Annotated in this window: 29 protein-coding genes and 2 tRNA genes; 6 read left to right on the forward strand and 25 right to left on the reverse strand. The window is 67.6% G+C overall.

Features of this window, described 5'->3' with window-relative positions; genetic code table 11:
* Positions 1 to 48: 48 nt before the first annotated feature.
* Positions 49 to 1,374 (reverse strand): DUF2171 domain-containing protein, encoded by a 1,326-nt coding sequence (locus tag SOM26_RS10215; protein ID WP_320452610.1) that lies wholly within the window; start codon positions 1,372 to 1,374, stop codon positions 49 to 51.
* Between the two features lie 250 nt (positions 1,375 to 1,624).
* On the opposite strand from SOM26_RS10215, the gene SOM26_RS10220 reads away from it, so the two are divergent.
* The 3 genes from SOM26_RS10220 (at position 1,625) to SOM26_RS10230 (ending at position 3,261) form a co-directional block, all read left to right on the forward strand.
* Positions 1,625 to 1,700 (forward strand) — tRNA-Ala (locus tag SOM26_RS10220).
* A 71-nt stretch (positions 1,701 to 1,771) separates the two neighbouring features.
* Entirely contained in the window at positions 1,772 to 2,530 is a 759-nt protein-coding gene (locus SOM26_RS10225; RefSeq protein WP_320452611.1) for an NUDIX hydrolase, read from the forward strand.
* Complete coding sequence (locus tag SOM26_RS10230) at positions 2,530 to 3,261, forward strand: extensin-like domain-containing protein (RefSeq protein WP_320452612.1); 732 nt, start codon at positions 2,530 to 2,532, stop codon at positions 3,259 to 3,261. Before SOM26_RS10225 ends, SOM26_RS10230 begins: the two co-directional genes overlap by 1 nt.
* 56 nt (positions 3,262 to 3,317) lie before the next feature.
* Here SOM26_RS10230 and SOM26_RS10235 read toward each other — a convergent pair whose 3' ends face one another.
* The 4 genes from SOM26_RS10235 to SOM26_RS10250 all read right to left on the reverse strand — a co-directional run bounded on the left by SOM26_RS10235 (position 3,318) and on the right by SOM26_RS10250 (position 6,168).
* Entirely contained in the window at positions 3,318 to 3,875 is a 558-nt protein-coding gene (locus tag SOM26_RS10235) for a hypothetical protein (RefSeq protein ID WP_320452613.1), read from the reverse strand.
* A 317-nt stretch (positions 3,876 to 4,192) separates the two neighbouring features.
* Entirely contained in the window at positions 4,193 to 4,468 is a 276-nt protein-coding gene (locus tag SOM26_RS10240; RefSeq protein WP_320452614.1) for a hypothetical protein, read from the reverse strand.
* 89 nt (positions 4,469 to 4,557) lie between these two features.
* On the reverse strand, positions 4,558 to 5,337 hold the full coding sequence (locus SOM26_RS10245; protein WP_320452615.1) for a transglutaminase-like domain-containing protein: 780 nt from the start codon (positions 5,335 to 5,337) through the stop codon (positions 4,558 to 4,560).
* An 84-nt stretch (positions 5,338 to 5,421) separates the two neighbouring features.
* Positions 5,422 to 6,168 (reverse strand): Bax inhibitor-1/YccA family protein, encoded by a 747-nt coding sequence (locus SOM26_RS10250; protein WP_320452616.1) that lies wholly within the window; start codon positions 6,166 to 6,168, stop codon positions 5,422 to 5,424.
* A gap of 123 nt (positions 6,169 to 6,291) precedes the next feature.
* Between SOM26_RS10250 and thpR the strand changes: the two genes are divergently transcribed.
* Genes thpR through SOM26_RS10265 form a run of 3 tightly spaced genes read left to right on the forward strand, consistent with a single transcriptional unit; the run spans position 6,292 to position 8,138 of the window.
* Positions 6,292 to 6,843 carry an RNA 2',3'-cyclic phosphodiesterase gene (gene thpR / locus SOM26_RS10255; protein ID WP_320452617.1) on the forward strand — a complete coding sequence of 184 codons (552 nt, stop codon included), beginning with the start codon at positions 6,292 to 6,294 and terminating at the stop codon, positions 6,841 to 6,843.
* A 40-nt stretch (positions 6,844 to 6,883) separates the two neighbouring features.
* Positions 6,884 to 7,420 (forward strand): superoxide dismutase family protein, encoded by a 537-nt coding sequence (locus SOM26_RS10260; protein ID WP_320452618.1) that lies wholly within the window; start codon positions 6,884 to 6,886, stop codon positions 7,418 to 7,420.
* A gap of 55 nt (positions 7,421 to 7,475) precedes the next feature.
* The gene (locus SOM26_RS10265) at positions 7,476 to 8,138 is read left to right on the forward strand and encodes an HAD-IA family hydrolase (RefSeq protein ID WP_320452619.1); all 663 of its coding nucleotides are present in this window, start codon (positions 7,476 to 7,478) and stop codon (positions 8,136 to 8,138) included.
* Positions 8,139 to 8,402: 264 nt separating this feature from the next.
* Here SOM26_RS10265 and SOM26_RS10270 read toward each other — a convergent pair whose 3' ends face one another.
* From SOM26_RS10270 to gspE, 20 genes are all read right to left on the reverse strand, one after another.
* A complete protein-coding gene (locus SOM26_RS10270; protein WP_320452620.1) occupies positions 8,403 to 8,756 on the reverse strand; it encodes a HesB/IscA family protein in 354 nt (117 codons plus the stop codon).
* Between the two features lie 2 nt (positions 8,757 to 8,758).
* Complete coding sequence (locus SOM26_RS10275) at positions 8,759 to 9,232, reverse strand: SUF system Fe-S cluster assembly protein (protein ID WP_320452621.1); 474 nt, start codon at positions 9,230 to 9,232, stop codon at positions 8,759 to 8,761.
* On the reverse strand, positions 9,229 to 10,434 hold the full coding sequence (locus tag SOM26_RS10280) for an aminotransferase class V-fold PLP-dependent enzyme (RefSeq protein WP_320452622.1): 1,206 nt from the start codon (positions 10,432 to 10,434) through the stop codon (positions 9,229 to 9,231). Before SOM26_RS10280 ends, SOM26_RS10275 begins: the two co-directional genes overlap by 4 nt.
* A 46-nt stretch (positions 10,435 to 10,480) precedes the next feature.
* Positions 10,481 to 11,560, reverse strand: a complete 1,080-nt coding sequence (locus SOM26_RS10285; RefSeq protein ID WP_320452623.1) for a SufB/SufD family protein — start codon at positions 11,558 to 11,560, stop codon at positions 10,481 to 10,483.
* On the reverse strand, positions 11,557 to 12,309 hold the full coding sequence (gene sufC / locus SOM26_RS10290; RefSeq protein WP_320452783.1) for a Fe-S cluster assembly ATPase SufC: 753 nt from the start codon (positions 12,307 to 12,309) through the stop codon (positions 11,557 to 11,559). Before sufC ends, SOM26_RS10285 begins: the two co-directional genes overlap by 4 nt.
* The gene (locus tag SOM26_RS10295; RefSeq protein ID WP_320452624.1) at positions 12,309 to 12,632 is read right to left on the reverse strand and encodes a hypothetical protein; all 324 of its coding nucleotides are present in this window, start codon (positions 12,630 to 12,632) and stop codon (positions 12,309 to 12,311) included. The genes sufC and SOM26_RS10295 overlap by 1 nt, the downstream gene beginning before the upstream one ends.
* Complete coding sequence (gene sufB / locus SOM26_RS10300) at positions 12,629 to 14,092, reverse strand: Fe-S cluster assembly protein SufB (RefSeq protein WP_320452625.1); 1,464 nt, start codon at positions 14,090 to 14,092, stop codon at positions 12,629 to 12,631. Before sufB ends, SOM26_RS10295 begins: the two co-directional genes overlap by 4 nt.
* Positions 14,092 to 14,547, reverse strand: coding sequence for an SUF system Fe-S cluster assembly regulator (locus SOM26_RS10305; RefSeq protein WP_320452626.1), 456 nt, complete (start codon positions 14,545 to 14,547; stop codon positions 14,092 to 14,094). The genes sufB and SOM26_RS10305 overlap by 1 nt, the downstream gene beginning before the upstream one ends.
* 253 nt (positions 14,548 to 14,800) lie before the next feature.
* Complete coding sequence (locus SOM26_RS10310; protein WP_320452627.1) at positions 14,801 to 15,847, reverse strand: Glu/Leu/Phe/Val dehydrogenase family protein; 1,047 nt, start codon at positions 15,845 to 15,847, stop codon at positions 14,801 to 14,803.
* 132 nt (positions 15,848 to 15,979) lie between these two features.
* A tRNA-His gene (locus SOM26_RS10315) sits at positions 15,980 to 16,056 on the reverse strand.
* Positions 16,057 to 16,104: 48 nt separating this feature from the next.
* A complete protein-coding gene (locus SOM26_RS10320) occupies positions 16,105 to 16,815 on the reverse strand; it encodes a type II secretion system protein N (protein ID WP_320452628.1) in 711 nt (236 codons plus the stop codon).
* A gap of 11 nt (positions 16,816 to 16,826) precedes the next feature.
* A complete protein-coding gene (gspM, locus tag SOM26_RS10325; RefSeq protein ID WP_320452629.1) occupies positions 16,827 to 17,300 on the reverse strand; it encodes a type II secretion system protein GspM in 474 nt (157 codons plus the stop codon).
* The gene (gene gspL / locus SOM26_RS10330) at positions 17,297 to 18,379 is read right to left on the reverse strand and encodes a type II secretion system protein GspL (RefSeq protein WP_320452630.1); all 1,083 of its coding nucleotides are present in this window, start codon (positions 18,377 to 18,379) and stop codon (positions 17,297 to 17,299) included. The genes gspM and gspL overlap by 4 nt, the downstream gene beginning before the upstream one ends.
* Positions 18,379 to 19,368, reverse strand: coding sequence for a type II secretion system minor pseudopilin GspK (gene gspK, locus SOM26_RS10335; protein WP_320452631.1), 990 nt, complete (start codon positions 19,366 to 19,368; stop codon positions 18,379 to 18,381). Before gspK ends, gspL begins: the two co-directional genes overlap by 1 nt.
* Entirely contained in the window at positions 19,361 to 20,023 is a 663-nt protein-coding gene (gspJ, locus tag SOM26_RS10340; protein ID WP_320452784.1) for a type II secretion system minor pseudopilin GspJ, read from the reverse strand. Before gspJ ends, gspK begins: the two co-directional genes overlap by 8 nt.
* A gap of 98 nt (positions 20,024 to 20,121) precedes the next feature.
* A complete protein-coding gene (gene gspI / locus SOM26_RS10345) occupies positions 20,122 to 20,523 on the reverse strand; it encodes a type II secretion system minor pseudopilin GspI (RefSeq protein WP_320452785.1) in 402 nt (133 codons plus the stop codon).
* Positions 20,524 to 20,635: 112 nt separating this feature from the next.
* Positions 20,636 to 21,046, reverse strand: coding sequence for a GspH/FimT family pseudopilin (locus tag SOM26_RS10350; protein WP_320452632.1), 411 nt, complete (start codon positions 21,044 to 21,046; stop codon positions 20,636 to 20,638).
* Between the two features lie 185 nt (positions 21,047 to 21,231).
* Entirely contained in the window at positions 21,232 to 21,687 is a 456-nt protein-coding gene (gene gspG / locus SOM26_RS10355; RefSeq protein ID WP_320452633.1) for a type II secretion system major pseudopilin GspG, read from the reverse strand.
* 17 nt (positions 21,688 to 21,704) lie between these two features.
* Positions 21,705 to 22,928 carry a type II secretion system inner membrane protein GspF gene (gene gspF / locus SOM26_RS10360; protein WP_320452786.1) on the reverse strand — a complete coding sequence of 408 codons (1,224 nt, stop codon included), beginning with the start codon at positions 22,926 to 22,928 and terminating at the stop codon, positions 21,705 to 21,707.
* A 381-nt stretch (positions 22,929 to 23,309) separates the two neighbouring features.
* Positions 23,310 to 24,797 (reverse strand): type II secretion system ATPase GspE, encoded by a 1,488-nt coding sequence (gspE, locus tag SOM26_RS10365; protein ID WP_414712049.1) that lies wholly within the window; start codon positions 24,795 to 24,797, stop codon positions 23,310 to 23,312.
* Positions 24,798 to 24,836: the final 39 nt, after the last annotated feature.

Genomic DNA, 24,836 nt, shown 5'->3' on the forward strand with positions numbered 1-24,836 from the left:
CACCCGAGCCCTTCAAGAAAAGTCACTCGATCGTGACGTTTTTCTTTATCAATAACCCCGGCTGGTGTCCGAGGTGCTGCTCGACGTGGTGCCGATGCCGGTGGTCGTACCGGTCGTCGAGCCCGTGCCGGTCGTCGTGCCGGTGGTCGACGTGCTGCCCGTCGCGCTGTTATTCTGTGCCGAGCTGGTCGTACCGGTCGCACTCTGGCCGTAACCGCTCGATTGACCGCTCGTGCCGGTCTGGCCGTAACGATTGGCCTGGCCGTAACGGTCGTTCTCATTGGTGCGATCGCCGAACATGGCGCGCGCATTTTCCTCGTCGCGCCACTGGGCCTTGGCCTCCTCGGCGGTCTTGGTCAGCGTGACCTTGTCCTCGACGGACTTCAGCCAGCGCGACGGGATCGAGTGGTGCTGGCCACCCGCATCCTTGTCGTTCTTGGTCAGCAGGATGCGGTCGCCACGAACCTTGTCGACGGTGCCGACATGGCTGCCGTCCGAACCGACGACTTCCTGATGCTCCTTCACCTTGAGCAGAAGGCCGCGCTGGCCTTCGCGCTCAGTGCGCCAAGTCGAGAACTCGTTCTGGAACTTGGTGCGGTTCTCGCTGCGATACTCGTCGTAATCGCGGTCGAGCGCGGCGATCTGGCCGGTGCGCCAGTGGTTATAGTCGTGATCCTGCTGGGCATAGTGACGCTCGTCGAAGCGCGCATCGGCCTCGCGGCGGCGCTCCGCCTCCTCGTCACCGAACCACGAGCGGACCTCGTCCCCGGCGCGGGCGAAGAAGCCGCGATCGTCATAGTCGTAGCCCTGCGGCTGGCGACCATAATCGCCGCCCCGCTGGCGACCATAGTCACGGCCCTGCTGCTGACGACCATAATCGCCGCGCTCCTGGCGATCGTCGCGGCCGAAGCGGTCGCCGGTATAGCCATAGCCGCGCGACGAATCGCCATAGCTCGCGTTGCGGCCATAGTTGCGCTCACCACCACGATAGGCGTCGCGGTCCTGGTCACGACCATAGCCGCCCTCGCTGCCGCGATAGGCGCCATATGCGCCCGAGCGGCCCTCGCCATAGCGCCCCTCGTTGGAACGGCCGCCGAAATCCTGGAGCGACGAGGGATAGTCGTTGTCGCGGCCATAGCTCTGGGTGTCATAGCCCTGGCGGCCATAGCCCTGCTGGCCATAGTCACGCGCGCCATAACCGCGGCGGCTGTCCTGATCGCGATCGTCGTCGTTGCGCTCATTGTCGAACGCACCGGCCGCGTCATATTTGCGCGCGCTGGAATAGGTGTAATCCCGCCCGGAGCCGTAGTCCCGGCCATAATCGAAGTCGCGGTCGCCACGATTGGCGTCGCGGGAATAGCGGTCGTAAGCCATCCTAAACCCTCCTGAAATTCGGTCCTGCGGGGGCCGACACCGCTCGACTGGCGGGTCGTGCCATCCGGGTGTTTCAATGAGGAAGATCGAGACATTGTTCCGTTACCAACGCATCACGCGCGACGGACGGAGCATCGGCAGGGGTCGAACGACAGTCGAAATTTTTTGCCGATCGGCGGCAAAGCGGTGTTGCGTCGCCCCCGCGCTCGGGCTAATGGCGTCGCTCCCGGCCATGGCCGGGTCACGGGGCGGGGCTGTAGCTCAGATGGGAGAGCGCTGCAATCGCACTGCAGAGGTCAGGGGTTCGATTCCCCTCAGCTCCACCACCCCGCTTCCCCCTCACATCAGCGATACGAACGCCCGGTTCCCGCGACGGAGCTGATGCGTTGAGCCGTCGATGACACCCGATCCCATTCCCGCCGCCACCCTGATCCTGATGCGCGAAGGGCCCGCCCCCGATACGCTGCCCGAAATCCTGATGGTCGAACGCGGCGCGACGCTGGCCTTTCTAGGCGGCGCCATGGTCTTTCCGGGCGGGCGCGTCGATCCCGGCGACCATCTGCTCGTACCCGACGAGGCACGGGATCGCGATGACTGGGCCGCACGCGTCGCCGCGATCCGCGAGACGATCGAGGAGGTCGGGCTTGCCGTAGGGATCGCCCCCTCGCCCAATCCCGTGGCTCTGGCCAGCCTGCGTACCGCAATGACGGCGGGACAGGCTTTTGCCCAGGCGCTAGCCGACCACGGCCTGGCGATCGCCCCCGACGACCTGATCCCCTATGCGCGCTGGTGTCCCGAACATGTGCCGGTGCGGCGGTTCGATGCGCGATTCTATCTGGCGAGGATGCCCCGAAACGCCTCGACCCCCACGATCGACGGGGCCGAGACGGTGGGGGCGATCTGGACGACCGCACGCGACGCACTGGCCCAGGCCGATAGCGGCGCGATCCACATCATCTTTCCCACCCGCCGGACGCTGGAACGATTGGCGCTATACCGCGATTTCGTCTCGGCGGCCGCCGATGCACGGGCCTGGCCGATCCGACGGATCATCCCCTTCCAGGCGGAGCGTAACGGCGTGGCATCGATCTGCATCCCCGACGATCTGGGTTATCCCATCACCGCCGAACCCGTCGCGTGCGCAAAGCGCGGCTGATGCGCGCGCTCCGGCGGTGGACGACCCTGTTGGTGGTGGTCGCGGTGACGGCGATGCTGGCGCTGCTGCTATGGGGCTGGTTGCGTCGCCATCCGCAGGACGTACCCTGGGCGCCGCTGGACCTGGGCCAGCCGGTGGGCATGTTCACCGGGCGCAAGCTGACCGCGCTGACCCAGGACCGGACGCAGTGCCTGGCGCTGCTCGACCGGGCTGGCATTCGCTATACCGCGCTCCCCGCCCGTACGGACGGGGCGCAATGCGGCTATGACGATGCAGTGCGCTTCACCTCGGGCGGGGCGCGGGCGATCGGCTATCGCCCGGCGACGCTGGGCGTGTCCTGTCCGGTCGCGGCCTCGCTGGCGCTATGGGAATGGGATGCGGTGCAGCCCGCCGCCCGCGCCTTGCTGGGCAGCGAGGTCGTCGCGATCGACCATCTGGGCAGCTATAATTGCCGCCGGATCAGCGGGCGCAGCAGCAGCGACTGGAGCGAACATGCCCGCGCCAACGCCGTCGACATTGCGGGCTTCCGCCTGGCGGACGGGCGACGGATCAGCGTGCTGCGCGACTGGAAGGATCAAGGTGCGTCGGGCCAGTTCCTGCGCCGGGTGCGCGACCAGGCCTGTCAGCTATTCGCGACGACCCTGTCGCCCGACTATAATGCGGCGCACGCCGACCATTTCCACCTCGACCAGGCCTATCGCGGCTCGATGGGCTGGCGGGCGTGCCGGTGACATAGGCGGTCCCGGGGACGCGACGGCGGAGCCCCCCGACCCGCCATCGCACTTCCTCAGTTGGCCAGCGACGTGCCGTTCGTGTCGACCTTTTCCACCCAATGCGGGAAGAAGGCGGGCTGACGGCTCGACCAGCCTGCGGCGGTCGCCGCCGCCTCGCTGATCGACTGGAGCAGCTTGCGCCGCAATTCCGGGTGCAGATGCGGCAGCGCCGCCGCTGCGCAGAAGACCGAGGGCAGCCACGGTCGGACCTCGGCCCCGATCAGGCGTTCATAGAGGAAGCGAAAGGCCGAGAAGCTGGTCAGCCGCCCCTGCCCCAGATCGAACGCCGCGATCGTGACGAACGGCGCCATGAAGGGCTCCAGCGATTCCAGGCCGCTATCGACCGGGATCAGGTGCCGGATTTCCGGCAGGTTGCGATAGAGGCGCGCCTGCGCCCGGATACTCGCCGCCTCGACGACGTCACGCGACCAGCGCGCCATCGCATCCTCGCGGTCCAGGCCGATATCCAGCGAGCGGCGGATATAACGCTGCGTCGCCGCCGCGAACCCGGCAAATTCCTTCATTTCGGCCAATGTCATCGTACCTTCGGCCGGTTTGCTCCTCGATCCCATCTGCGTTTACCCCGCCCAATCTTACCAACCCGATCATCATGCGCCATTTTGGTTAACGCAACGCTGAACGGCAAAGACAGACGAACACGAAATCCGCCGCGCCGCAACATAGATTGCGACGAACGGTTATCGCGGTAAGGATTTTGCGAAGATCAGGGGCATCACGACACAATCGCGACGTTTGTTGCGATGACGCAACGGGGCAACCCATCCCCTGTGTCAGCGCTGGTCACGAATAGTGTGGCCAGCGGTAAGGCTCTTACGATCGTGGGGACCGAAGGCCGATAGCGACCCTCGATCCCACGTCGTGTCAATCCTTAGCGATCATTTTCGTTATAGCCCGACGACTGTGCCGGCCCATCGCGGCCGGGCTGGGTCGTCGAGGGCGGATCGCTGGCGTCCATCGACTCGTCCAGGCTTTCGTCCAGCTGCGCGTCGACGTCCTCGGGGTTCCGATCCAGCTTCTCGGCAATCTCCGGGTCCTGCCCGGCATGCTGTTCGGGCGGCTGCGGGCGGTTGCCCTGTTCGGCCTGTTCGCCGCCGGGCGCGACGGAAACGCTGTCCAGCGCGCGATCGTCGATGCTGTCGTTCATGTCACTTCCCCATCATCAGTGGATAGGAACAACGAGCCATGACGCGCACCGTTCCTGCCCCCATCCGCCGCGAGGGCCGGACCGGCGCATCAATCGATCCGGGTCACCTCCACCCGCTGCTCGCAAAGCTGCGCCTCGCCGAACACGGTCATGAAGGCGATGTCGGTTGCGTCCCGGCCGACGCAGACCCTGGCGATCTCGTCCGCCTGCGCCATGCCGGTGGCATCGACCAGGTGCCAGCCGCCCTCCAGCCAGAGTTCGGCCACCGCATGGAAGTCGGGCGGAGTGACCCCGGGCGCATAGGCCGAGACGCAGCGTGCCGGTATCTCCGCCGCCCGCGCCAGCGCGACCAGCAAATGCGTATAATCGCGGCACACGCCACGCCGCGAGCCGAAGGTGTCGAGCGCGGTGGTCACTCCGGTGGAACTGCCCGCCTGGTAGATCAGCCGCGTGGCGACCCAGTCGGCCAGCGCCGCCGCCATCGCCCCGCCCGACAGGCCGCCGAACCGCTGGCGCACGAAACCTTCGAGCCGGTCCGATTCGCAATATCGGCTGGGTAGCAGATAGGGGATCAACGCCCCGCCGAGCCCCCGCGCCGGCGTCGCCGCCAGCGTTTCCAGCCGTACCACCGGCCGCTCGATCGCGACGATCGCCTGGTATTTCGCCAGCAGCCCATGATCGGCGCGGACCCAGCATCGCTGGCCGATCCCTTCCTCGCCCCCCACCGCCGTGACGCCGTGGTCGGACCAGATGGTCAGAGACTGTTGCTCCAGCCGCTGGTCGGGCGTGGCCGCCGCCTCGATCTGGAGGAGGATATCGGCCGGGTCCGTCAGGACATAGTCGAGCGTCACATCGATCGACAGGCGCATGGCCACGTCCCCTTTTTTACCCAAGAAAAAGGGCCCGGCGGACGGTCCGCCGAGCCCTTCGAGGTCCTACCTCGTTTTTCCCGATCAGTCGCGGCTCGAACCGGTCAGACGCAGGATGAACATGAACATGTTGATGAAGTCGAGGTACAGGCTCAGCGCCGACATGATGACCACGCGGTCCTGCATGCTGGTGCCGCGCACCTCGTAATACATCGACTTGGTACGCTGCGTATCATAGGCGGTAAGCCCTGCGAAGAGCAGCACGCCGATGAAGCTGATGACCAGGCCCATCGTCCCCGACTGGAGGAAGATGTTGATGACGCTGGCGACGATCAGGCCGACCAGACCGATGATCAGGAAGGTGCCGAAGGCCGACAGGTCGCGCTTGGTGGTGTAGCCGTACAGGCTCAGCGCCGCGAAGCCCGCTGCGGTCGCGAAGAAGGCCCCTGCGATCGAACCGCCGCTATAGACCAGGAAGATGGTCGACAGCGACAGGCCCATGACGACGGCGAACGCCCAGAAGAGCATCTGCATCGTCGAGGTCTTCATGCGGCTGACGCCCATGCTCAGCGCGAACACGAAGCCCAGCGGCGCGAACATGATGACGTACTTCAGCGCGCCGCCGTTGAGGAAGACCTGCGCGGCCAGACTCTCACGCCCACCCCATGCGAAGAGCAGCGCGACGATACCCGTCAGCAGCACGCCCGACGTCATGTAGTTGTAGACGGACAGCATGTACGAACGCAGACCCGCGTCATAGGCGGTCGAGCCCGTGGTGGCGGTGGTTCCGAACGGCGCGGCGCTCGGCCGTGGATCAGACCAGTTTGCCATGGTGAACTATTGCTCCTTTGACCGGCCATATGCCGGTTGTTGGAAATATCGCTCTGTTGGGGACGCTTTTCAAGCGGGAGAGGTTCCCGTGACGAAGACGGAATGTGATAGACATGATTTGTCATGGTTCGCCTGTTCGTCGCCCTTCGCCCGCCGCCCGCCATTCGCGCCCTGCTCGCCGATGCGATGGACGGCGTTCCCCAGGCCCGCTGGCAGGATGACGACCAGCTCCACCTCACCCTGCGCTTCATCGGCGAAGTGGATCGCCCGGTCGCCGAAGACGTCGCCGCCGCGCTGGGCCAGGTCCATGCGCCCTTGCCGACCGTGCGGATTTCGGGCGTGGGCGTCTTCGATCGCCGGGGCCGGGTCGACACGCTATGGGCCGGGGTCAGCCCGCACGACGCGCTGGCCCATCTGCATCGCAAGGTCGACCAGGCCTGTGTCCGCGCAGGCCTCCCGCCCGAATCACGCGCCTATCAGCCGCATGTCACGCTGGCCCGCCTGCCCGGATCGGCCGGGCGCGCGCCCGAGATCGACGGCTGGCGCGCGGTCCATGCCGGGTTGTCGAGCGAGCCCTTCGCGATGCCACACCTGATCCTCTATCAAAGCCATCTGGGGCATGGCGGTGCATCTTATGAACCGGTGATGCGTTGGCCGCTCGGAACCGGCGGGTGACATGCCGCGATCCATCGTTATCCAACAGGGAGCTTCCGTCATGAAATATCTCACGCTGCTGATCGTCGGCACCGTCGCGCTGGGCCTTGCGGGCTGCGATCAGAACAAGATGGAGACGGGCTCCCCCATGCCGAACGGCGCCAGTGCGACCGCGATGCTGAAGACCGGCACGGGCCTGGATGCCGGCCGCGCCATGGCGACCGAGGTCGCGGGCGGCGTGCGTATCACGCTCGACGCGATGAACGTGCCCGCCGGGATGCACGGCGTCCATGTCCACACCGTCGGCCGTTGCGACGCGCCCGACTTCACCACGGCGGGCGGCCACTGGAACCCCACACAGCGCCAGCATGGCAGCATGAACCCGCAGGGGCCGCATGAAGGCGACATGCCCAACATGACCGTCGGCAATGACGGACGCGGCACGCTGGGCGTCGTCCTGCCCGGCGCGACGATGGCGGGCCTGCTGGATGCCGACGGCTCGGCGATCGTGATCCATGCGGCGGCCGACGACCTGAAGACTGACCCCAGTGGCAATAGCGGCGGCCGCCTGGCCTGCGGCGTGTTCCAGGCGAACTGAGCCTCCCCCGCCTCGCCGCCCTTTCGGTGGCGGGGCCCTTATTTCCGGAGAGTCGATGACCAACGCCCTGCCGACCCGCGCCTTTGGCGGCTTCCTGTTCGACATGGACGGGACCATCCTGAGCTCGATCGCCTCCGCCGAGCGCACCTGGGCCAGATGGGCCGAGCGTCACGGCCTGGACGTCGCGGCGTTCCTGCCGACGATCCACGGGGTTCAGTCGGTGGAGACGATCCGGCGGCTGGGCCTGCCCGATATCGATCCCGTCGCCGAGGCGCATGCGCTGACCGAAGCGGAGATGCTGGACGTGGACGATGTGGTGCCGATCGGCGGCGCGGCGGCCTTCCTTGCGGCCCTGCCACCCGACCGCTGGGCGATCGTGACCTCCGCACCGCGGCGGCTGGCGGAGGTACGGTTGAAGGCGGCGGGCCTGCCACTACCAAGCGTGTTCGTCACGGCCGAGGATGCGGAGCGGAGCAAGCCTGCCCCCGACGGCTTCCTGCTAGGTGCCGAACGGCTGGGCATCGCGCCGCAGAATTGTCTGGCGTTCGAGGACGCCCCCGCCGGGATCGCGGCGGCAGAGGCGGCGGGGATGACGGTGGTGGTGATCACCGAGACGCATCGTCACTCGATGGACACCGCCCATGCGACGGTGGCGGATTATCGTGATCTGGCGGTGGAGTGGGATGGCGCAAGTTTGAAACTGGAGCACCGGGTCTGAGCCGGTAGCGGAGGGTATACGGGCCACGGGTCCGTACTGGAGTTTGATCCATCCAACCCGAAGCGCCACCCCGGCGGAGGCCGGGGTCCAGTTGCCTCACACTCTCGGCGGCGCGAGACATTTGCATCCCACGCCGCGACTTCCCGTAATCTCAACCCGATAGGAACTGGGCCCCGGACTTCGCCAAGGAACGGCTTGGGATGAGGTTGGCTATACCCAAACCCCGCTCAGCCTGAGCGAAGTCGAAGGCCGCCCCCCGACTCCTCAAACCGTAAAGCTTTCCCCGCACCCGCACGCGCCCTTGGCGTTGGGGTTCTGGAACACAAACCCGGCCGTGAAGTCGTCCTCGACCCAGTTCATCGTCGAGCCGATGAGATACAGGATCGACCCGCCATCAACGAACAGCGTCCCGCCCGGCGTATCGATCTTCTCGTCGAACGCCTTGGCCTCGGTCACGTAATCGACCGAATAGGCCAGCCCCGAACATCCGCGACGCGGGGTCGACAGCTTGACGCCGATCGCCCCTTCCGGCGCGCGCGCCATCAGCTCGGCGATACGCGCCTCGGCCGAAGGCGTCAGGTTGAGCGCGGCGGGGCGCGGACGCAGGGTGGTCGCCATGATCAGAGCATCCCCAGTTCGAGCTTGGCATCGTCCGACATCTTTTGCGGGTCCCAAGGCGGATCCCAGACGAGGTTGACGTCGGCCGTCGCGATCCCCGGCACCGCCGAGACACGCAGTTCGACCTCGCCCGGCATCGACTCGGCGACCGGGCAGTGCGGGGTGGTCAGCGTCATGTTGACGACCGCATGCCCGCCCTCGGTCACTTCGACGCCGTAGATCAGCCCCAGGTCATAGATGTTGACCGGAATTTCGGGGTCGAAGATATCCTTCAGCGCATCGATGATGCCGTCATACAAGGCGCCGCCTGGCTGGGTCGGATCGTCGGCGGTCGGCTTTTGCGAGAGGAAGCCCGACAGATAGTCGCGCTGCCGCTCCACCGGTGCGTCCTGGACCGGCGGCTCGACCAGATCCTGTACGCGCGCCTTGGGGGGCGGTGCGACGCTGTCCACTTGCTCGACCTTGAAATCGCTCATCCGAAAATCCTCGTGACCCGCCGGACGCCATCCACCAGCGCCGCGACGTCATCGGGTCCGTTATACACGCCGAAACTGGCCCGCGCGGTGGCGGGCAGACCGAGCGCCTCCATCAGCGGCTGGGCGCAGTGATGGCCTGCGCGGATCGCCACCCGGCTCTCGTCCAATATGGTGCCGATGTCGTGGGGATGAACCCCCTCGACCGCGAAACTGACGATTCCCGCCGAATCCTCAGGACCGAGCAAACGCACCGAGTTGATCGCCGACAAGCCCTCGCGCGCCTGGGCGACCAAGGCCGCCTCATGGGCATGGATCGCGTCCAGGCCGATGCCCGACACATAGTCGATCGCGGCATGCAGCCCCAACGCACCGACGATATGCGGCGTCCCCGCCTCGAACCGGCCCGGCGGCGGGGCATAGGTCGTCTTTTCGAAGCTGACCCGGTCGATCATCGACCCACCGCCCTGATAGGGTGGCATCGCCTCCAGCAATTCGGGCCGCGCCCACAGCACGCCGATGCCGGTTGGGCCATAGAGCTTGTGGCCCGAAAAGACGTAGAAGTCGCAATCCAGCGCCTTAACATCGACCGCGATGCGCGGCACCGCCTGGCATCCGTCGAGCAGGATCTTCGCGCCGACCTGATGCGCCAGATCGGCCGAGCGCCGCCCGTCGAGCACCGAACCCAGCACGTTCGACACATGGCCCAGCGACACCAGCTTATGCGCCGGGCTGAGCATCCGCGCCATCGCGTCTAAGTCGATGCGGTGATCGGCGGTCAGCGGCAGCACGTCGATCGCGACGCCCATCCGCTCGGCGACCATCTGCCACGGCACGATGTTGGAGTGATGCTCCAGCATCGACAGCAGGATGCGGTCGCCCGCCTTCAGGTTCGTCGCCGCCCAGCATTGCGCGACCAGGTTGATCCCCTCGGTCGCGCCGCGCGTGAAGACGATCTCGTTCGCCGACCCCGCGCCGATAAACCGCGCCGTCGCCTCGCGCGCCGCCTCATAGGCGACCGTCATGTCCGCCGAGCGCTGGTAGACGCCGCGATGCACGGTCGCATAGCTGGTGTCATAGGCGCGCGTGATCGCGTCGATCACGGCCTGCGGCTTCTGCGCCGTCGCGGCGGTGTCGAGATACGCCCAGCCTTGCGGGATCGCGGGGAAGTCGGCCACCCGGTCGAGGGGGGATGCCGCCGCCATCAATTCCTCCCCACGCTGCGCGCAGGGAGTATCTGGGTAGTGAGGCTCAAAGCGCCGCCTCCAGCCAAGCATCCGCATCCGCCGCAAAGGCCTCGCGCACCATCTCGTTGCTGATGCGGTCGATCGCATCCGCCACGAAAGCGCGGGTCAGCAGCGCCTGCGCGCGCGGCTTCGGGATGCCACGGCTCTGCATGTAGAACAGCGCGCGGCCATCCAGCTCACCGACGGTCGCACCATGCGCGCACTTCACGTCGTCGGCGAAGATTTCCAGCTCGGGCTTCAGGTTCACCGTCGCCGTCCGCTGGAGCAGCAGGCCGCGAAGCGACTGTTCGCCATCGGTCTTCTGCGCGTGACGCGCCACTTCGACGCGCGCGGCAAGGCTCGCCTGGCTGCGGTCCGCAGCGACCGCGCGCCACAACTGGTGGCTCTGGCCGTTCAGCGCGGCATGGCGCAGGCCGACCGCGCATTCCTGCTTGAGGTCGCCCTTGGTCAGCAGCGCGCCACCGAATTCGGCATAGGCGCCGTCGCCGGTCTGGGTGATCCCACCGTCGATCCGCGCGCCCATATTGCCGGCGGCCAGGAAAGTTGCGGTCAAGCTGGCACCCTCGCCCAGTTCGGCTTCCTCGCGCAACGATACGAAGCCGTCTTCCTGCAACAGCCGCACCGCCCGCATCAGCCGCGCCGACGCCGCCAGCTTAACCCGCGTCAGACGGTTGGTCCAACCGCGCCCGACATAAGTCTCATAGACCTGCGCCGCTGCATCCTCAGCCAGCACGATCTCGGCGGGCAGGTGGTTGGCCGCACCGCTGGCGACATGGACGATCTGCACCGGATCGGCGACCGCATCGCGCTCCAGCCGCAAAGACCAGCCGCGCCCGAGCGCCTGGCGGCCCAGCGGATGATCGCTCGCGTCGATCTGGGTCAGCTGCACCGGGCCGAGGCTGCTGGCGCTCTCGTCCAGCACGCCGTCCACGAACAACAGCCGCGCGCCGGGCAGGTCGAGGAAACGATCCGTCCCCGCCACGGCCTGCACCCGCTCGCTTCCCGCCGCACGCCGCAACGCGTCGATATCGGCCCAGCGCCACGCCTCCTGGCGGGTCGAGGGGAGTTCCAGCGTGGTCGTCACGCCGCGGCTCCCTCGACGCCCGCATAACCTTCGCGCTCCAGCTCATGCGCGAGTTCGGGGCCGCCCGAACGCACGATGCGGCCATCGGCCAGCACATGCACCCGGTCGGGCTGCACATAGTCGAGCAGCCGCTGATAATGGGTGATCAGCAGCACCGCCTTGTCGGGCGCACGCATGATCCGGTTGATGCCGTCGCCGACGATGCGCAGCGCGTCGATGTCGAGGCCGGAGTCCGTCTCGTCCAGGATTGCGAACTTTGGGTTCAGGATGCCCATCTGGACCATCTCGTTGCGCTTCTTCTCGCCGCCCGAGAAGCCGACATTGACGGGGCGCTTCAGCATGTCCTGGTTCAGCCCCAGCCCATCGGCCTGCGCGCGGGCGAGCTTCAGGAACTCACCGCCCGACAGCGGCTTTTCGTCACGCTGCCCGCGCTGCGCGTTCAGGCTCTCGCGCAGGAACTGGACGTTGGACACGCCGGGAATTTCGACCGGATACTGGAAGCCCAGGAACAGCCCGGCAGCGGCACGCTCGTTCGGCTCCAGCTCAAGCAGGTCGATGCCGTCGAACGTCACCGAACCCTCGGTCACTTCGTAACCCGGACGCCCGCCCAGCACATAGCCGAGCGTCGATTTGCCCGCGCCGTTCGGCCCCATGATCGCATGGACTTCGCCCGCATTCACCTCGAGCGTCAGGCCCTTGAGGATCGGCTTGCCGTCAATCTCGGCGTGGAGGTTTTCAATTTTCAGCATCATTGCGCTTTCGTCCGTCGGGCCACGAGCGCGTTCAGCGCATCAGCGGTCAGTTTCTTTTCCATCACGTTCATACGAGCATCGGCGTCAACCTTCGGTTTCTTGGCGCCTTCTCGCTCCAAATCATCCGCGGCCATTTCCATGGCAGCAGCGAGCCTGTCGTCCTCACACTCTTTTTTAGCCGCCTCAATAATTTGGCTATCGCGTTCAACCAAATCTGAGGTCGAAACTTTCTGCAGCACACAAATACGGTAGTCTTTGAAGGATGCCTCGTCCGCGTTCGACAACAAAACTGCCAGCTGCAATGCTAGAAACGTGATCACCCAACCGACCCTTCGAGCGAAATCCCCAGCAGCTTCTGCGCCTCAACCGCGAACTCCATCGGGAGCTGTTGCAAGACTTCACGCGCAAAGCCGTTGACGATCAGCGCGACGGCCGCTTCCTGATCCAGACCACGACTCATCGCATAGAAGAGCTGATCCTCGCTGATCTTGCTGGTCGTCGCCTCATGCTCGATCTGCGCGCTGGGGTTCTTCACCTCGATATAGGGCACGGTGTGGGCGCCGCACTGGTCGCCCAGCAGCAGGCTGTCGCACTGTGTGAAGTTGCGGACATTCTCGGCGGTCGCCGCCACGCGGACGAGGCCGCGATAGGTGTTGTCCGAGCGCCCGGCCGAAATCCCCTTCGACACGATGGTCGAGCGGGTGTTCTTGCCGAGGTGGATCATCTTGGTGCCGGTATCGGCTTGCTGGCGATTGTTCGTCACCGCCACCGAGTAGAACTCGCCCACCGAGCCGTCGCCCGCCAGCACGCAGGACGGGTATTTCCACGTCACCGCCGAGCCGGTTTCGACCTGCGTCCACGACACCTTGCTGTTCTTGCCCTGACAGAGCGCCCGCTTGGTGACGAAGTTGTAGATGCCGCCGACGCCGTTCTCGTCGCCCGGATACCAGTTCTGGACGGTCGAATATTTGATCTCGGCATCGTCCAGCGCGACCAGCTCGACCACGGCTGCGTGCAGCTGGTTCTCGTCGCGCATCGGCGCGGTGCAGCCTTCGAGATAGGAGACATAAGCCCCCTTGTCCGCGACGATCAGCGTGCGCTCGAACTGGCCGGTATTCTCCGCGTTGATACGGAAATAGGTCGACAGCTCCATCGGGCAGCGAACGCCCTCGGGAATATAGACGAAGGTGCCGTCCGAGAAGACCGCCGAATTGAGCGTCGCGAAGTAATTGTCGCGCTGCGGCACGACCTTGCCCAGCCACTTGCGGACCAGATCGGGATATTCCTTGATCGCCTCGGAGATCGAACGGAAGATGACGCCCGCCGCTTCCAGCTCCTTGCGGAAGGTGGTCGCGACCGAGACACTGTCGAACACCGCGTCGACCGCGACCTTGCGCGCGCCCTCGACGCCCGCCAGCACTTCCTGCTCGGCGATCGGGATGCCCAGCTTTTCGTAGGTCCGGCGGATTTCGGGGTCGAGCTCGTCCAGCGACGCGATCGTCTTCTTCGCCTTGGGCTCGGCGTAGTAATACGCGTCCTGATAGTCGATCGGCGGGATGTTCAGCTTGGCCCAGTCCGGCGTCTCCAGCGTCTGCCACAGGCGAAACGCCTTCAACCGCCAGTCGAGCATCCATTCGGGCTCGCCCTTCTTGGCCGAGATATAACGAACCGTATCCTCGCTCAGCCCCTTGGGCGCGAAGTCCTGCTCGATGTCGGTGGCGAAGCCCCACTCATACTTCTTGTTGGCGGCGGCAAGCGCCTCTGCATTCTTCGTAGCCATCAGGCGAATACCCCCGGACGCACAGACGCGTCCATCACTTGCGATTCAACAGGATCGGCGGCGAGCGTCGCAAGCGTCACCCCGGAAAAGGCGGCGCGTACCGCCTGATTGACGAAATGCCAATGCGGACGAACGCGGCATTGCATTTCCAGGCTGCAATCGTGCGCAGCCCCGTCGACACAGGCGGTCAGTGCGATCGGGCCGTCCACCGCCTCGACGATGTCGGCCAAGCTGATCGCATCGGCATCACGCGCCAAACGGATGCCGCCGCCGGTGCCGCGCGTGCTCTCGATCAGCCCTGCGCCCGCCAGACGGCTGACCAGCTTCTGCGCGGTGGGCAGCGGCACGCCCGTCTGCCCGGCCAGCAGGGTCGCATTGCTCCGCCCGCCCACGCCCTCGCGTGCGGCGGCGGTCATCATCACGACCGCATAATCGGCTAGGCTGGAAAGGCGCATGAACTCCCAATCGGATGGTTTTGATCCGATTGGCAAATGGGCGTGGGGGGACGGTTCGTCAACCGGGTATCGCCGCGGGAATTTCGATGGGTGTGAGTGAGGGGGGCTCACTCTCTTCTTTCATAAGCCCCTCCCGCAGGCGGGAGGGGTTTGGGGAGGGCATGAAGTCTCACAGAGCCTGTCGCCCGTGGCTTGCCCTCCCCCATCCCCTCCCGTTTACGGGAGGGGCGTGAGCCTCAGCAGCATGGGGCTCTTATCGCCCGATCAGGCCTTGCGCGATCTCGTCCGCCACGTCCGAGGCCGGATGGCCCGTCTCGGCCGAACGCTGCCACACCTGCTCGAGACGCTCGGGGATCTTGGCGATGCGCGCCATGACCTCGGCTTCGTCGCCCTGGCCCAGATACTCCAGGCCGACATTGATGATGCCGCCCGCGTTGATGACGTAATCGGGGGCATAGAGGATGCCCGCGTCCGCCACGCGCGCGCCGTCCTCGCGGGTCGCAAGCTGGTTGTTCGCACCACCGGCGACGACCTTGGCCTTCAGCCGCTGGATCGAATCGGCGTTCAGCACCGCGCCCAGCGCGTTGGGGCTGACGAGGTCGACATCGGCGAACAGGATCTCGTCGGCCGGGGCAACGCTTGCACCCAGTTCGGCCGCCATCGCTTCCGCGCGCGCTTGGTTGACGTCGGCGATCGTCAGGATCGCGCCGTCCTTGGCCAGCAGCTTGGCAAGGCCGCCGCCGACCGAGCCGACGCCCTGGATCGCGACGCGCACGCCCTTCATGTCGGTCGCGCCCAGCCCGCGCTTGGCCGCCGCCTTCACGCCCAGATAGACGCCGTGTGCGGTGTAGGGGCCGGGGTCGCCGCCCGCCGCACCGCTCGCCACCGGCAGGCCGGAGACATAGCGGGTCTGGGTCGCGATGACCTTCATCCGCTCCTCGGACATGCCGACATCTTCGGCCGTCACGTAACGACCGCCGAGCGATTCGACCGAGCGGCCGAACGCTTCCAGCTGCGCGGTGGTGATGACGTCGCCCGGCTTGGCCGCCAGGACCACGCCCTTGCCGCCACCCAGCGCCAGGCCCGCCATGGCGTTCTTGTAGCTCATGCCGCGCGACAGGCGCAGCGCGTCAGTGATGGCGAGCGCGGGCGTGCCGTAGTTCCAGAAGCGCGCGCCGCCCGCCGCCGGGCCCAGATGCGTCGAGTGCACGGCGATGACCGCCTGCAGGCCCGATGCGGGATCGGTGAACAGGTGCACGCCTTCATGCGCGTCGAAATCGGGAAAACCCCAGTTCGTCATGCTCGTCCTTCGGTCCGACAAAAGCGGAACCGGACCGAGTCTGACGACCCGGCCACCCAATCGGTGAGGATTTAGGGGGGACACGGGCAGGAGAAGGGCCGGTGCCGTGGCCAGGATATGGCCGAAAAAGAATGGGGCGACCGACGGGACTTGAACCCGCAACTTCCGGCATCACAAGCCGGCGCTCTAACCAATTGAACTACGGTCGCCGCGAAGGCTTGCGCCCCTAAACGGGATCACCCGCTTTCGTCAAGCGGTCAAAATCGCCCTTCTGCCGAAAGTCGGTATCCACCCCCCGTCGCGGCCACGAAACCCAGCTGCTCCAGCCGCGCCGCGGCCGCCGGATCGCCGGGCGTCAGGACCAGGTCGGCGGTATAGCGCCCGTCGGGCCGGATGCGCAGGTTGACACCCTCGGTGCCCCCCTGCCCCGTCATCGGCAACAGCAGCGCGCCCGCCTCGCACCGTGCCGTCCCCGTCATCGTCGGGGGCAGCGGCAGGCCACCCGCCTCGCCCACCACGGTCGCACGGACGCGGCCGCCCGCTTCCTCGCAGACGCCGTCGCGGAACCTGACGGTCACATCCTCCAGCGCGAGCGTGGTGACCGGGAGCGGCGCGAACAGCGTGGCGGCGGGCAAAGTGGCGGTGACGCCGTCGATGCCCATCGCATGGCGGCTGATCGACGCCGTTCCCGCGATCGGACGTCCATCGGCCCCGGCCCCGTCGAAGGTGAGCTTCGCCCGACCGACCAGCAGCGCGAGCGGTGACAGCGAGACGCGCAAATCGCCCAGCACGACGTCACCGAACCGCGCCTCGATCATGCTGCCGCCCCAGATGGTGCCGCCGACCCGGCGTGCGCTCAGCCCTTCTTCGGCCAGTCCCGTCATGCCCAGCGCCAGGCGCATCGGCAGGAAGACGATCAGCGCGACGATCAGCATCGCCGCGAACAGCACCGAAGGCCGGGTGGTCATCCGCAACCGCATCAGGACACCCGCGTCCGCAGGAGGAGCGCCACACCGACCGTGCGATCGCCATTGTCGGTCAAAGTCGCCTGTTCGACCAGCACCCCGCCGCGCTCCAGGCGGGCAAGCCACGGCGTCAGCGCGGCGGGACGGGCCGACGCGATCTGCGCGCGCACCCGGCCGGGACCGTCCTCGGTCAGCGCGGACAGGGTGAAACCCGCCTGCTCCGCCGACAGCCGCACCGTATCGGCCAGCGTCCCCGACAGCGCGGGCGGACGACGACGACGCTGACCCAGTTCGGCGGCAATGGCCTGCGCCTCGCCCAGCCGGATCACCGCATCCGTATGACGCTCGCGCGCGCTCGACAGGCCGTCGTCCAGCGGACGCAATATGCCACCCCAGATGATCGTCACCACCAGCAGCGCACCCATGACCAGCAACAGGCGCTTCTCACGCAGGCTGCGGCCGTCGAACCAGAGTTTCAGCGCCTTCATCGTGCGCGCACCGTGAATTCTCCCGTGATCCGGCCGTTGGCCGCGACGAAGGTGCTGGGCTGGACGGTAAAGCCCTCCACCTCGATCGCGCGCTTCAGGTCGGTGGCCAGCGCCTCGCGGTCCACCGCGACGCCCAGCCGAATATCGCCGTTCGGCTGGAAATCGAGCGCGGTCAGCTCGGTGCCGGGAACCGCACGAACCGCGGCGAAGACCGCCGCCGCCGTCCGGCTGAACCCCTGACCGGGCCCGCGGATCGCCGACAGCCGCTCGGTCAGCTGGCGATCGGCATCGACCAGTGTTTCGCCACGCGGCAGGGCGGTGCGGGCGACCTGCTCGATCCGCGCCTCGGTCGCATCGGCGGCGAAGCTGTACTTGGTCCAGCGCACGAAATCGATCGCCAGCGTGGCGACGACGATCGCGACGCCCAGCCAGGCCAGCCGCCGGACCAGCCGCCAGTCGATCGCAAAGCCGCGCCGCCGGGCGAACACGCCCTGCCGCAGGTCGAGCGCCGGGTTCGCCGCGACCGCGCCCAGTGCCGCCTCGATCCCGTCCGCATTCAGGTCGGCGAGCGGCGCATCGCCGGTGACGATCTCGGTGAAGCCGGGTTCGTCGGCAAAGCCCGATGCCCGCCCACGCACCACGCCCTGCCCGGCCAGATGTCCGCGCACATAGCCTTCGTCGGGACGCGGCAGCAGCAGCGGCGCAGGGACCACCGCGACCGGATCGACCCCCGCCGCCCCCAGCCGTGCGAGCCATCCCGCCATGGCGCCGCGATTGACGATGCCGATCGCGCGCGTGCCGCCCTCGTCCTCACCGACCGCGACGTGCAGTTCGTCCATCGGCGCGGCGCTGACCTCGGCCGCCAGCAGCCGCGCGGCCGCGGCGGCCTGCGCGGTCGAACGCGCGGGGATTTCGGCCCAGTGCAGCGACACCGCATCGGCGGGCGCGACCGCGATCACCGCGCCGTCGCCCTGGGGCAGGCCTTCTCCGGCAGCGGCGACGCGTTCGTCCTCGATCCGCATCCAGCGATAATTGCCGCCCTCGCCCGGCGGCAGGAACAGGAGGTTCGTCGCACTCATCACTCTTCCCCCCAAGTCCGGGCCACCAGCCGCGGCGGTTGCCGCGTGGCGTCGACCAGCGCACGTTCCTGCACCCGGACGCTGCCCAAGGTCACATCGATCCGCAAGGCGAACCAGCGCGACGTCAACGCCACGCCACCACCGCCGCTCGCCCCCGGTATCTGCCCCCAGAATGCGCCTGCGTCCGCATAGCCTTGCGGCGGGCGGCGCAAAAGGGCCTGGGCGATGGCGGCGGGCGAAATCGTATCGGCCTGCGCCATCGCCACCAGCGGCGCCTGTTCGGGCGCCAGCGTGTTGATGTTGACGGTCGTCGGCTTCGCCTCTGGCAGGGTGCAGAGCCAGGGGCGCAGCTGGCCATAGAGTTCGGGCGTCACGCCGCTGACCATGCGCAGCTCGCTGACGTCCGCCATCATCGCGCCGCCGGTCCGATAGGGCGGATCGCGCGCCAGATAGACCGGGTCCTCAGCACCGCCGCCTTGCGGGTTCTGATCGCTGTCGATCCAGTCGGACGCGGCGGTGGCGACCTGTTGCGCGACCTGGCCGGGCACGCCGAGCAACCGCATCAGCTTGGCGAAATGCGCGACCTCGACCGCATTGCCGACCAGCATGCCCGGCTGACCCGGCATGTCCTGCGCCAGGCCGTTCAGGTTGAAGCAGTTGCCGCCGTCCGTCACTCGCGCCACCGCACTACCCCCGCCCGCGACATCGCCCAGCGGCAGCGCGAAGGGCCGGTCGCTCCAGCCGCCAAGCAGCGAGACCTTGCCCTGGCTTCGTTCCAGCAGGTCGCCGACGCGGATGATCGCCAGCGCCTCGGCCGCATAGGCAAAGCCGCGCGCCTGCTCGATCGCGACCGCATTGCCGCCCAGTCGCGTCGACAGGCGCAGCTTTTCCAGCGCGGTCGCGGCCAATACCGCGATTACCGCGACCAGGATCAGGACGGTCAGCAGCGCGGCCCCGCGCTCGCCCGCTGGCGGAAGGGGCCTAGCCATTGGGGGTTGGCGTCGGGGTGGGCGTCGGGTTCGGCTGGGGCAGGTTGGGCGGGACGCTATAGCCGGTGCCGACCAGGAACAGCTGGCGGAAGATCATGCCGTCGTCACGCACGATCGTGACCTCGGCCGCCTGTGGCAGGGCGATGCCGGGCTGCCCCTGCCACTGGTCCAGCCACGCGCCGTTGAACCGATAACGCAGGTGCAGTTCGCGCACATGGTCCATCAGCGCGGCAGGCTCCATCGGTTGCGCCCCGTCGAGCAACGGCCAGGCCACCCGCTCCAGCACGTCGCCGTTCAGGCGATAGGCGACCTTCTGCACCGACGGGCGGGCCGCATCGTCCAGATTGCTCCAGCCGCCACGCACCAGCCGCATGGCATCGGGCCCGGCGACCATCGCCGGGCTGAGGACACCGCCCTCGTCACGCGTCGGCCGGTTGATCGCCTGTGCCAGATCGGCGGACAGGATCGCAGTCGTCCGGCTGACCGCCGCCATCGCGTCGAGCTTCTGCCCGGTCACTGCCTGGGCACGGACGCTGAGCGACAGGATCGCCACGCCAGCGGCGGCCAGCATCGCGAAGATGAGCAGCGCCACCATGACCTCGACCAGGGTGAAGCCGTTGAAATGGGGACCACCCCGGCGAAGGCCGGGGCCCAGTTTCGATGAACCACGAGAATCGGGGCAAACGCCACCCCGCGCCCCAGACTGCTCGGCGACTGGACCCCGGCCTTCGCCGGGGTGGTGTAAGGTGAAGATCACGACGCCACCACCCCGACCGGCGGCGCGGGTGTCGGAGGCCGCACCATCGTCATCCGGCCGACAATGCTGCCCCCCGCATTCGCCACCGCCACGTCGATCCGCACCACACGCACGTCGCCCGTCCCGCTGACGATGCGCGTCCATTTCCAGCTGCGCCCGCCATTCACCTCTGCGCCCGTCGTTCGGCCGAGTGCAGGCGCCTGCGGGTCGGTCACGGCGGCGATGGCGACATTGCGCGCGACCATCTGCGCAACGACGGTTTCGTCCAGGATAGAGGCACCCCGGATCGTCGCGCTTTCCAGCCGGACGAGCGCCATCGCGGCCAGGCTGAACACCGCCAGCGCCACCATGATCTCGATCAGGGTGAAGCCATCCTCCCCGGCACGGGGAGGTGGCAGCGCGCAGCGCTGACGGCGGGGGGCTTCCGCAAAGCATGCCCTTCGTGAAAGCCCCCCTCCACCATGCTGCGCATGGTCCCCCTCCCCGTGCCGGGGAGGATAGAGATACCCCTCACCCATCGACGCGCACCGTGCCGTCCGCGCCGATCCGCACGGTGCTGCTCGCGCGCTCCCGCGTCAGGCGCAGTTCGACCGGGCGGTCGGCCAGCCCCGTCACATCGAAGGTGATCCGCACCCGGCCGCTGGCATCGGGGATCACCGCCTGGGTGCCGTCTTCCCACTGGGCGACGCGCAGGGGCTTGGCGGTCATCGGGCTCCACGCGCCGTCCGCCCGCCGGTCGAAGCCATAGCCGCCGCGCGTGACCCAGATGCTGACCGGCGACGCCTCGACCACCGCCACGTCATGCGCGGCGCGGACGCGAGCGGCGAAGCGCAACGCCTCGTCGGCCACCCGCCCGCGCCGGTCGGGGAGCGACAGGACCGCCACGGCCGAGGCCAGGCCGATCACCGTGATGACGATCATCAGTTCGACCAGCGTGAAGCCCCGCTCCCCCGCTCCGTTCGCACGGAGCGAAGTCGAAGGGCATGGGGTGACGTTTCCGCGCGGGCTTCGACTTCGCTCAGCCTGAACGGAGTATAGGAAAGCCTCAGACACCCCAAGCAGGCCCCGCCCGCCGCCGTCCCCGGCATCCAGGCGGGCACGAAAGCTCACTTATCCCAATTGCCGATATCGGCGTTGGTGCCCTCGCCGCCTTCCTTGCCGTCGGCGCCGTAGGTCCAGACGTCCGCCTCACCATGCTGGCCGGGCGCGGCATAGAGGTACGGACGGCCCCAGGGGTCCTCGGGCAGCTTCTTCAGATACCCGCCCTTTTGATAGCGCGACGGATCGGCGAGCCCGGCGGGCATCGACACCAGCGCCGGCAACCCCTGCGACGTCGTCGGGAAGGTCAGGTTCTGGAGCTTGTACATCTCCAGCCCGGTCTCGATGTTCGCGATATCGGCCTTGGCCTTCTGGATCTTGGCGGTGTCGCCCGAGGGGAGGACGTTCAGCGCCACGATCGTCGCGAGCAGGCCGATGATGACCACGACGACCATCAGCTCGACGAGTGTAAAGCCGTTCGCGGCGCGCTTGCGGCGGATACGCCGGGGGGTGGGGTTACGCATCAACATGTCCTCTCGACTCATTGTCCCGCCAGCGTGTTGAGCTGCAGGATCGGCAGCAGGATGGATAGCACGATGGTGGCGACCACGCCGCCCATCACGACGATGATCGCAGGCTCGAGCAGCGACAGCGCGGTGGCGGTGAAGCGATCGAATTCGCGCTCCAGATAGTCGGCGGCGCGCTCCAGCATCTCGTCCAGCCGCCCCGCCGCCTCGCCGCTGGCCGCCAGATAGGTGAGCAGCGGCGGGAAGACGCCCGCGCGCCGCATCGCCGCCGACAGGCTGCCGCCGCCCCGGATCGCGTCGACGATCGCGTCGGACGCCACCCGCAACCGGCGATTGTGGATCGTCCCCGCCGTCAGGGTCAGCCCTTCGAGCAGCGGCAGGCGGCTGGCCACCATGGTGCCCAGCGTGCGCGCCATCCGCGCGGCATGCAGGTCGCGCAACAACCGGCCGATCAGCGGCAGCTTCAACAGCCACGTGTCGAAGGACAGGCGGATCGAAGGCACCTTCAACGCGCGCCAGAAACCGACCCCGCCGATGACGACGATCCCCGCCATCAGCCACCACCAGCCGACCAGCAGGTCCGACACGCCGATGACCATCCGCGTCAGGAAGGGCAGTTCCTGACCCACCGTATCGAACTGCTCGACCACCTGCGGCACGACGAACATCATCAGTGCCGCGACGACGCCGAGCGCGACCACCGCCAGGATCGTCGGATAGGCCAGCGCGGTAATCATCTTGCCGCGAATCTCCGCCTGCCGTTCCAGAAGCGCGGCCAGCCGGTCGAGGATGGTCGGCAGCGTTCCCGAACTCTCGCCCGCCGCTACCATCGCGCGATAGAGCGGCGGAAAGCTCTTGGGCTCGCGCGCCATCGCGTCGGCCAGGCGGCGGCCTTCGGTGACGCCCTGGTGCACCGTCGCTACGATCGCGCGCACCCGTTCCTGCTCGGTCTGGCGGGTGATGGTGCGAAGGCTCTCCTCCAGCGGCGAGACGCGGTTGAGCGTGGCGAGCTGGCGCGTGAACAGCGTCAGCTGCTTGACCGACATACGCGCCCGGCCCAGCTTCAGCCCGAAGAGCGGACGCCGCTCGGCGGTATCGCCGCTGCCCGGCTTGACCGAGACGACGTAGAGGCGCTGCTTCTCCAGCGCGGCGCGCGCGGCGTCACTCGTCTCGGCGGGGATGAAACCGCGTTTTTCCGCACCCCTGGTATCGATGGCGACATAGTCGAACCCGGCCATGTCAGTACCCCGCCCCATGGCCAGCCCGTTCCCCCGCGAAGGCGGTGGCCCAGCTTTCTGGCGATGTGCAGGACGGAAGTCTTATCTCACGCGGAGACGCGGAGACGCGGAGAAAAGGTCGTTCGCGCAGAGGCGCAGAGGGTTTTCGCGCGCGGCAGCGAACCGCTTTTGCAAACGGCCGAAACAGGAGGGCCGCTGGCGCGGCGAGAACACCATCTCCGCGTCCTCTGCGCCTCTGCGCGAACCCACTCTTTCTCCGCGTCTCCGCGTCTCCGCGTGAACCCATGCCATGACAACCGACAGCGTTCAGCGTGATACGGCATAGGCACTGGGCCCCCGCCTTTGCGGGGGGACGGGGGGTGGTGAGAGCATTCACCTCCCTCACCCCGCTTCGGAGTCGCGGCGGGATACGCGGATGGCTTCCTCGGCCGTCGTCACGCCCTCCAGCACCAGCGCGCGGGCCGCCGTCGCCAGCGGCTGTTGGCGGGCAAAGGCGTGCGCCGCGATCGCCTGTTCGTCGCCGCCTTCGTTGATCAGCCGCCGGATCGTATCGTCGACGCGCACCGCCTCATAGACGCCGGTCCGGCCCTTGTAGCCGCTGCCGTTGCACTGCGGACAGCCGACCGCCTCGTACACGGTGGCATGGGCATCGATGCCGAGCAGCGGCGCGACGGTCTCCCTCGCCTCGACCGGGCGCTTGCACGCCGGGCACAGCCGCCGCACCAGCCGCTGCGCGATCACGGCGCGCAGCGTCGAGGCGAGCAGGAACGGCTCGACCTTCATGTCGCGCATGCGAGTGATCGCGCCGACCGCATCGTTGGTGTGGACGGTCGACAGCACGAGGTGGCCGGTCAGCGAGGCCTGCACCGCGATCTCGGCGGTTTCGCGGTCGCGGATTTCGCCGACCATCACCACATCGGGGTCCTGGCGAAGGATCGCGCGCAGCCCGGCCGCGAAGGTCAGGCCGACCTTCGCATTGACCTGAGTCTGCCCCACGCCCTCGACCGCATATTCGACCGGGTCCTCGACGGTCAGGATATTGCGGCTGCCATCGTTCAGCAGGCGCAGCGCGGCATAGAGACTGGTCGTCTTGCCCGAGCCGGTCGGCCCGGTGACCAGGATGATGCCGTTGGGCTCGCTCAACGCCTCGCTCAGCAGGGCATACATCGCCGGGTTCATGCCCAGCGCGTCGAGGTCGATGCCCGCATTGTCCTTGTCCAGGATACGCAGCACAACGCGCTCGCCCGCCCGGCTGGGCAAGGTCGAGACACGCACGTCGAGCAGCTTGCCACCCAGGGTCAGCGCCATGCGACCGTCCTGCGGCACGCGCCGCTCGGCGATGTCGAGCCGCGCCATGACCTTGATACGGCTAACCACCACCGGCGCGACATGCGGCGGCATCCGCAGCGTCTCGCGCAGCATGCCGTCGATGCGCATCCGGATGACGAGGCCGGTTTCGTACGGCTCGATATGGATGTCCGACACGCCGTTGCGCGCGGCGTCGGCGATGATGCCGTTGATCAGGCGGATGGCGGGCGCGTCGTCGGCGGTGTCGAGCAGGTCCTCGGCGGTCGGGATGCCGTCGGCCAGCATGTCCAGCTCGTCGCCCATGCCGACCGCCGCGATCGCGGTCGCCTGTCCGTCCATCGCATAGGCATCGGACAGCAGGCGGTCGAAGGCGGGGGCCTCGACCCGGGTGATGGCGAAGGGGCGGCCGATATGGCGGCGCAACTCGATCAGCGCGCGCGGGTCGGCGCCTTCGCGAAGGGCGATGGTCAGCGGGTCGGCGGTGTGGACGACGGTGCCGAACTTGCGCGCGAAACCATAGGGGATGGTCAGCGGGGCGACCAGTTCGAGCGTTTCGGGCACATCGCCGGCGGATGGCAGGGGAAGCGCGGCGGGCCCTTC

The sequence above is a fragment of the Sphingomonas sp. CFBP8993 genome (genome assembly GCF_034044895.1).
Classification (GTDB): Bacteria; Pseudomonadota; Alphaproteobacteria; order Sphingomonadales; family Sphingomonadaceae; genus Sphingomonas.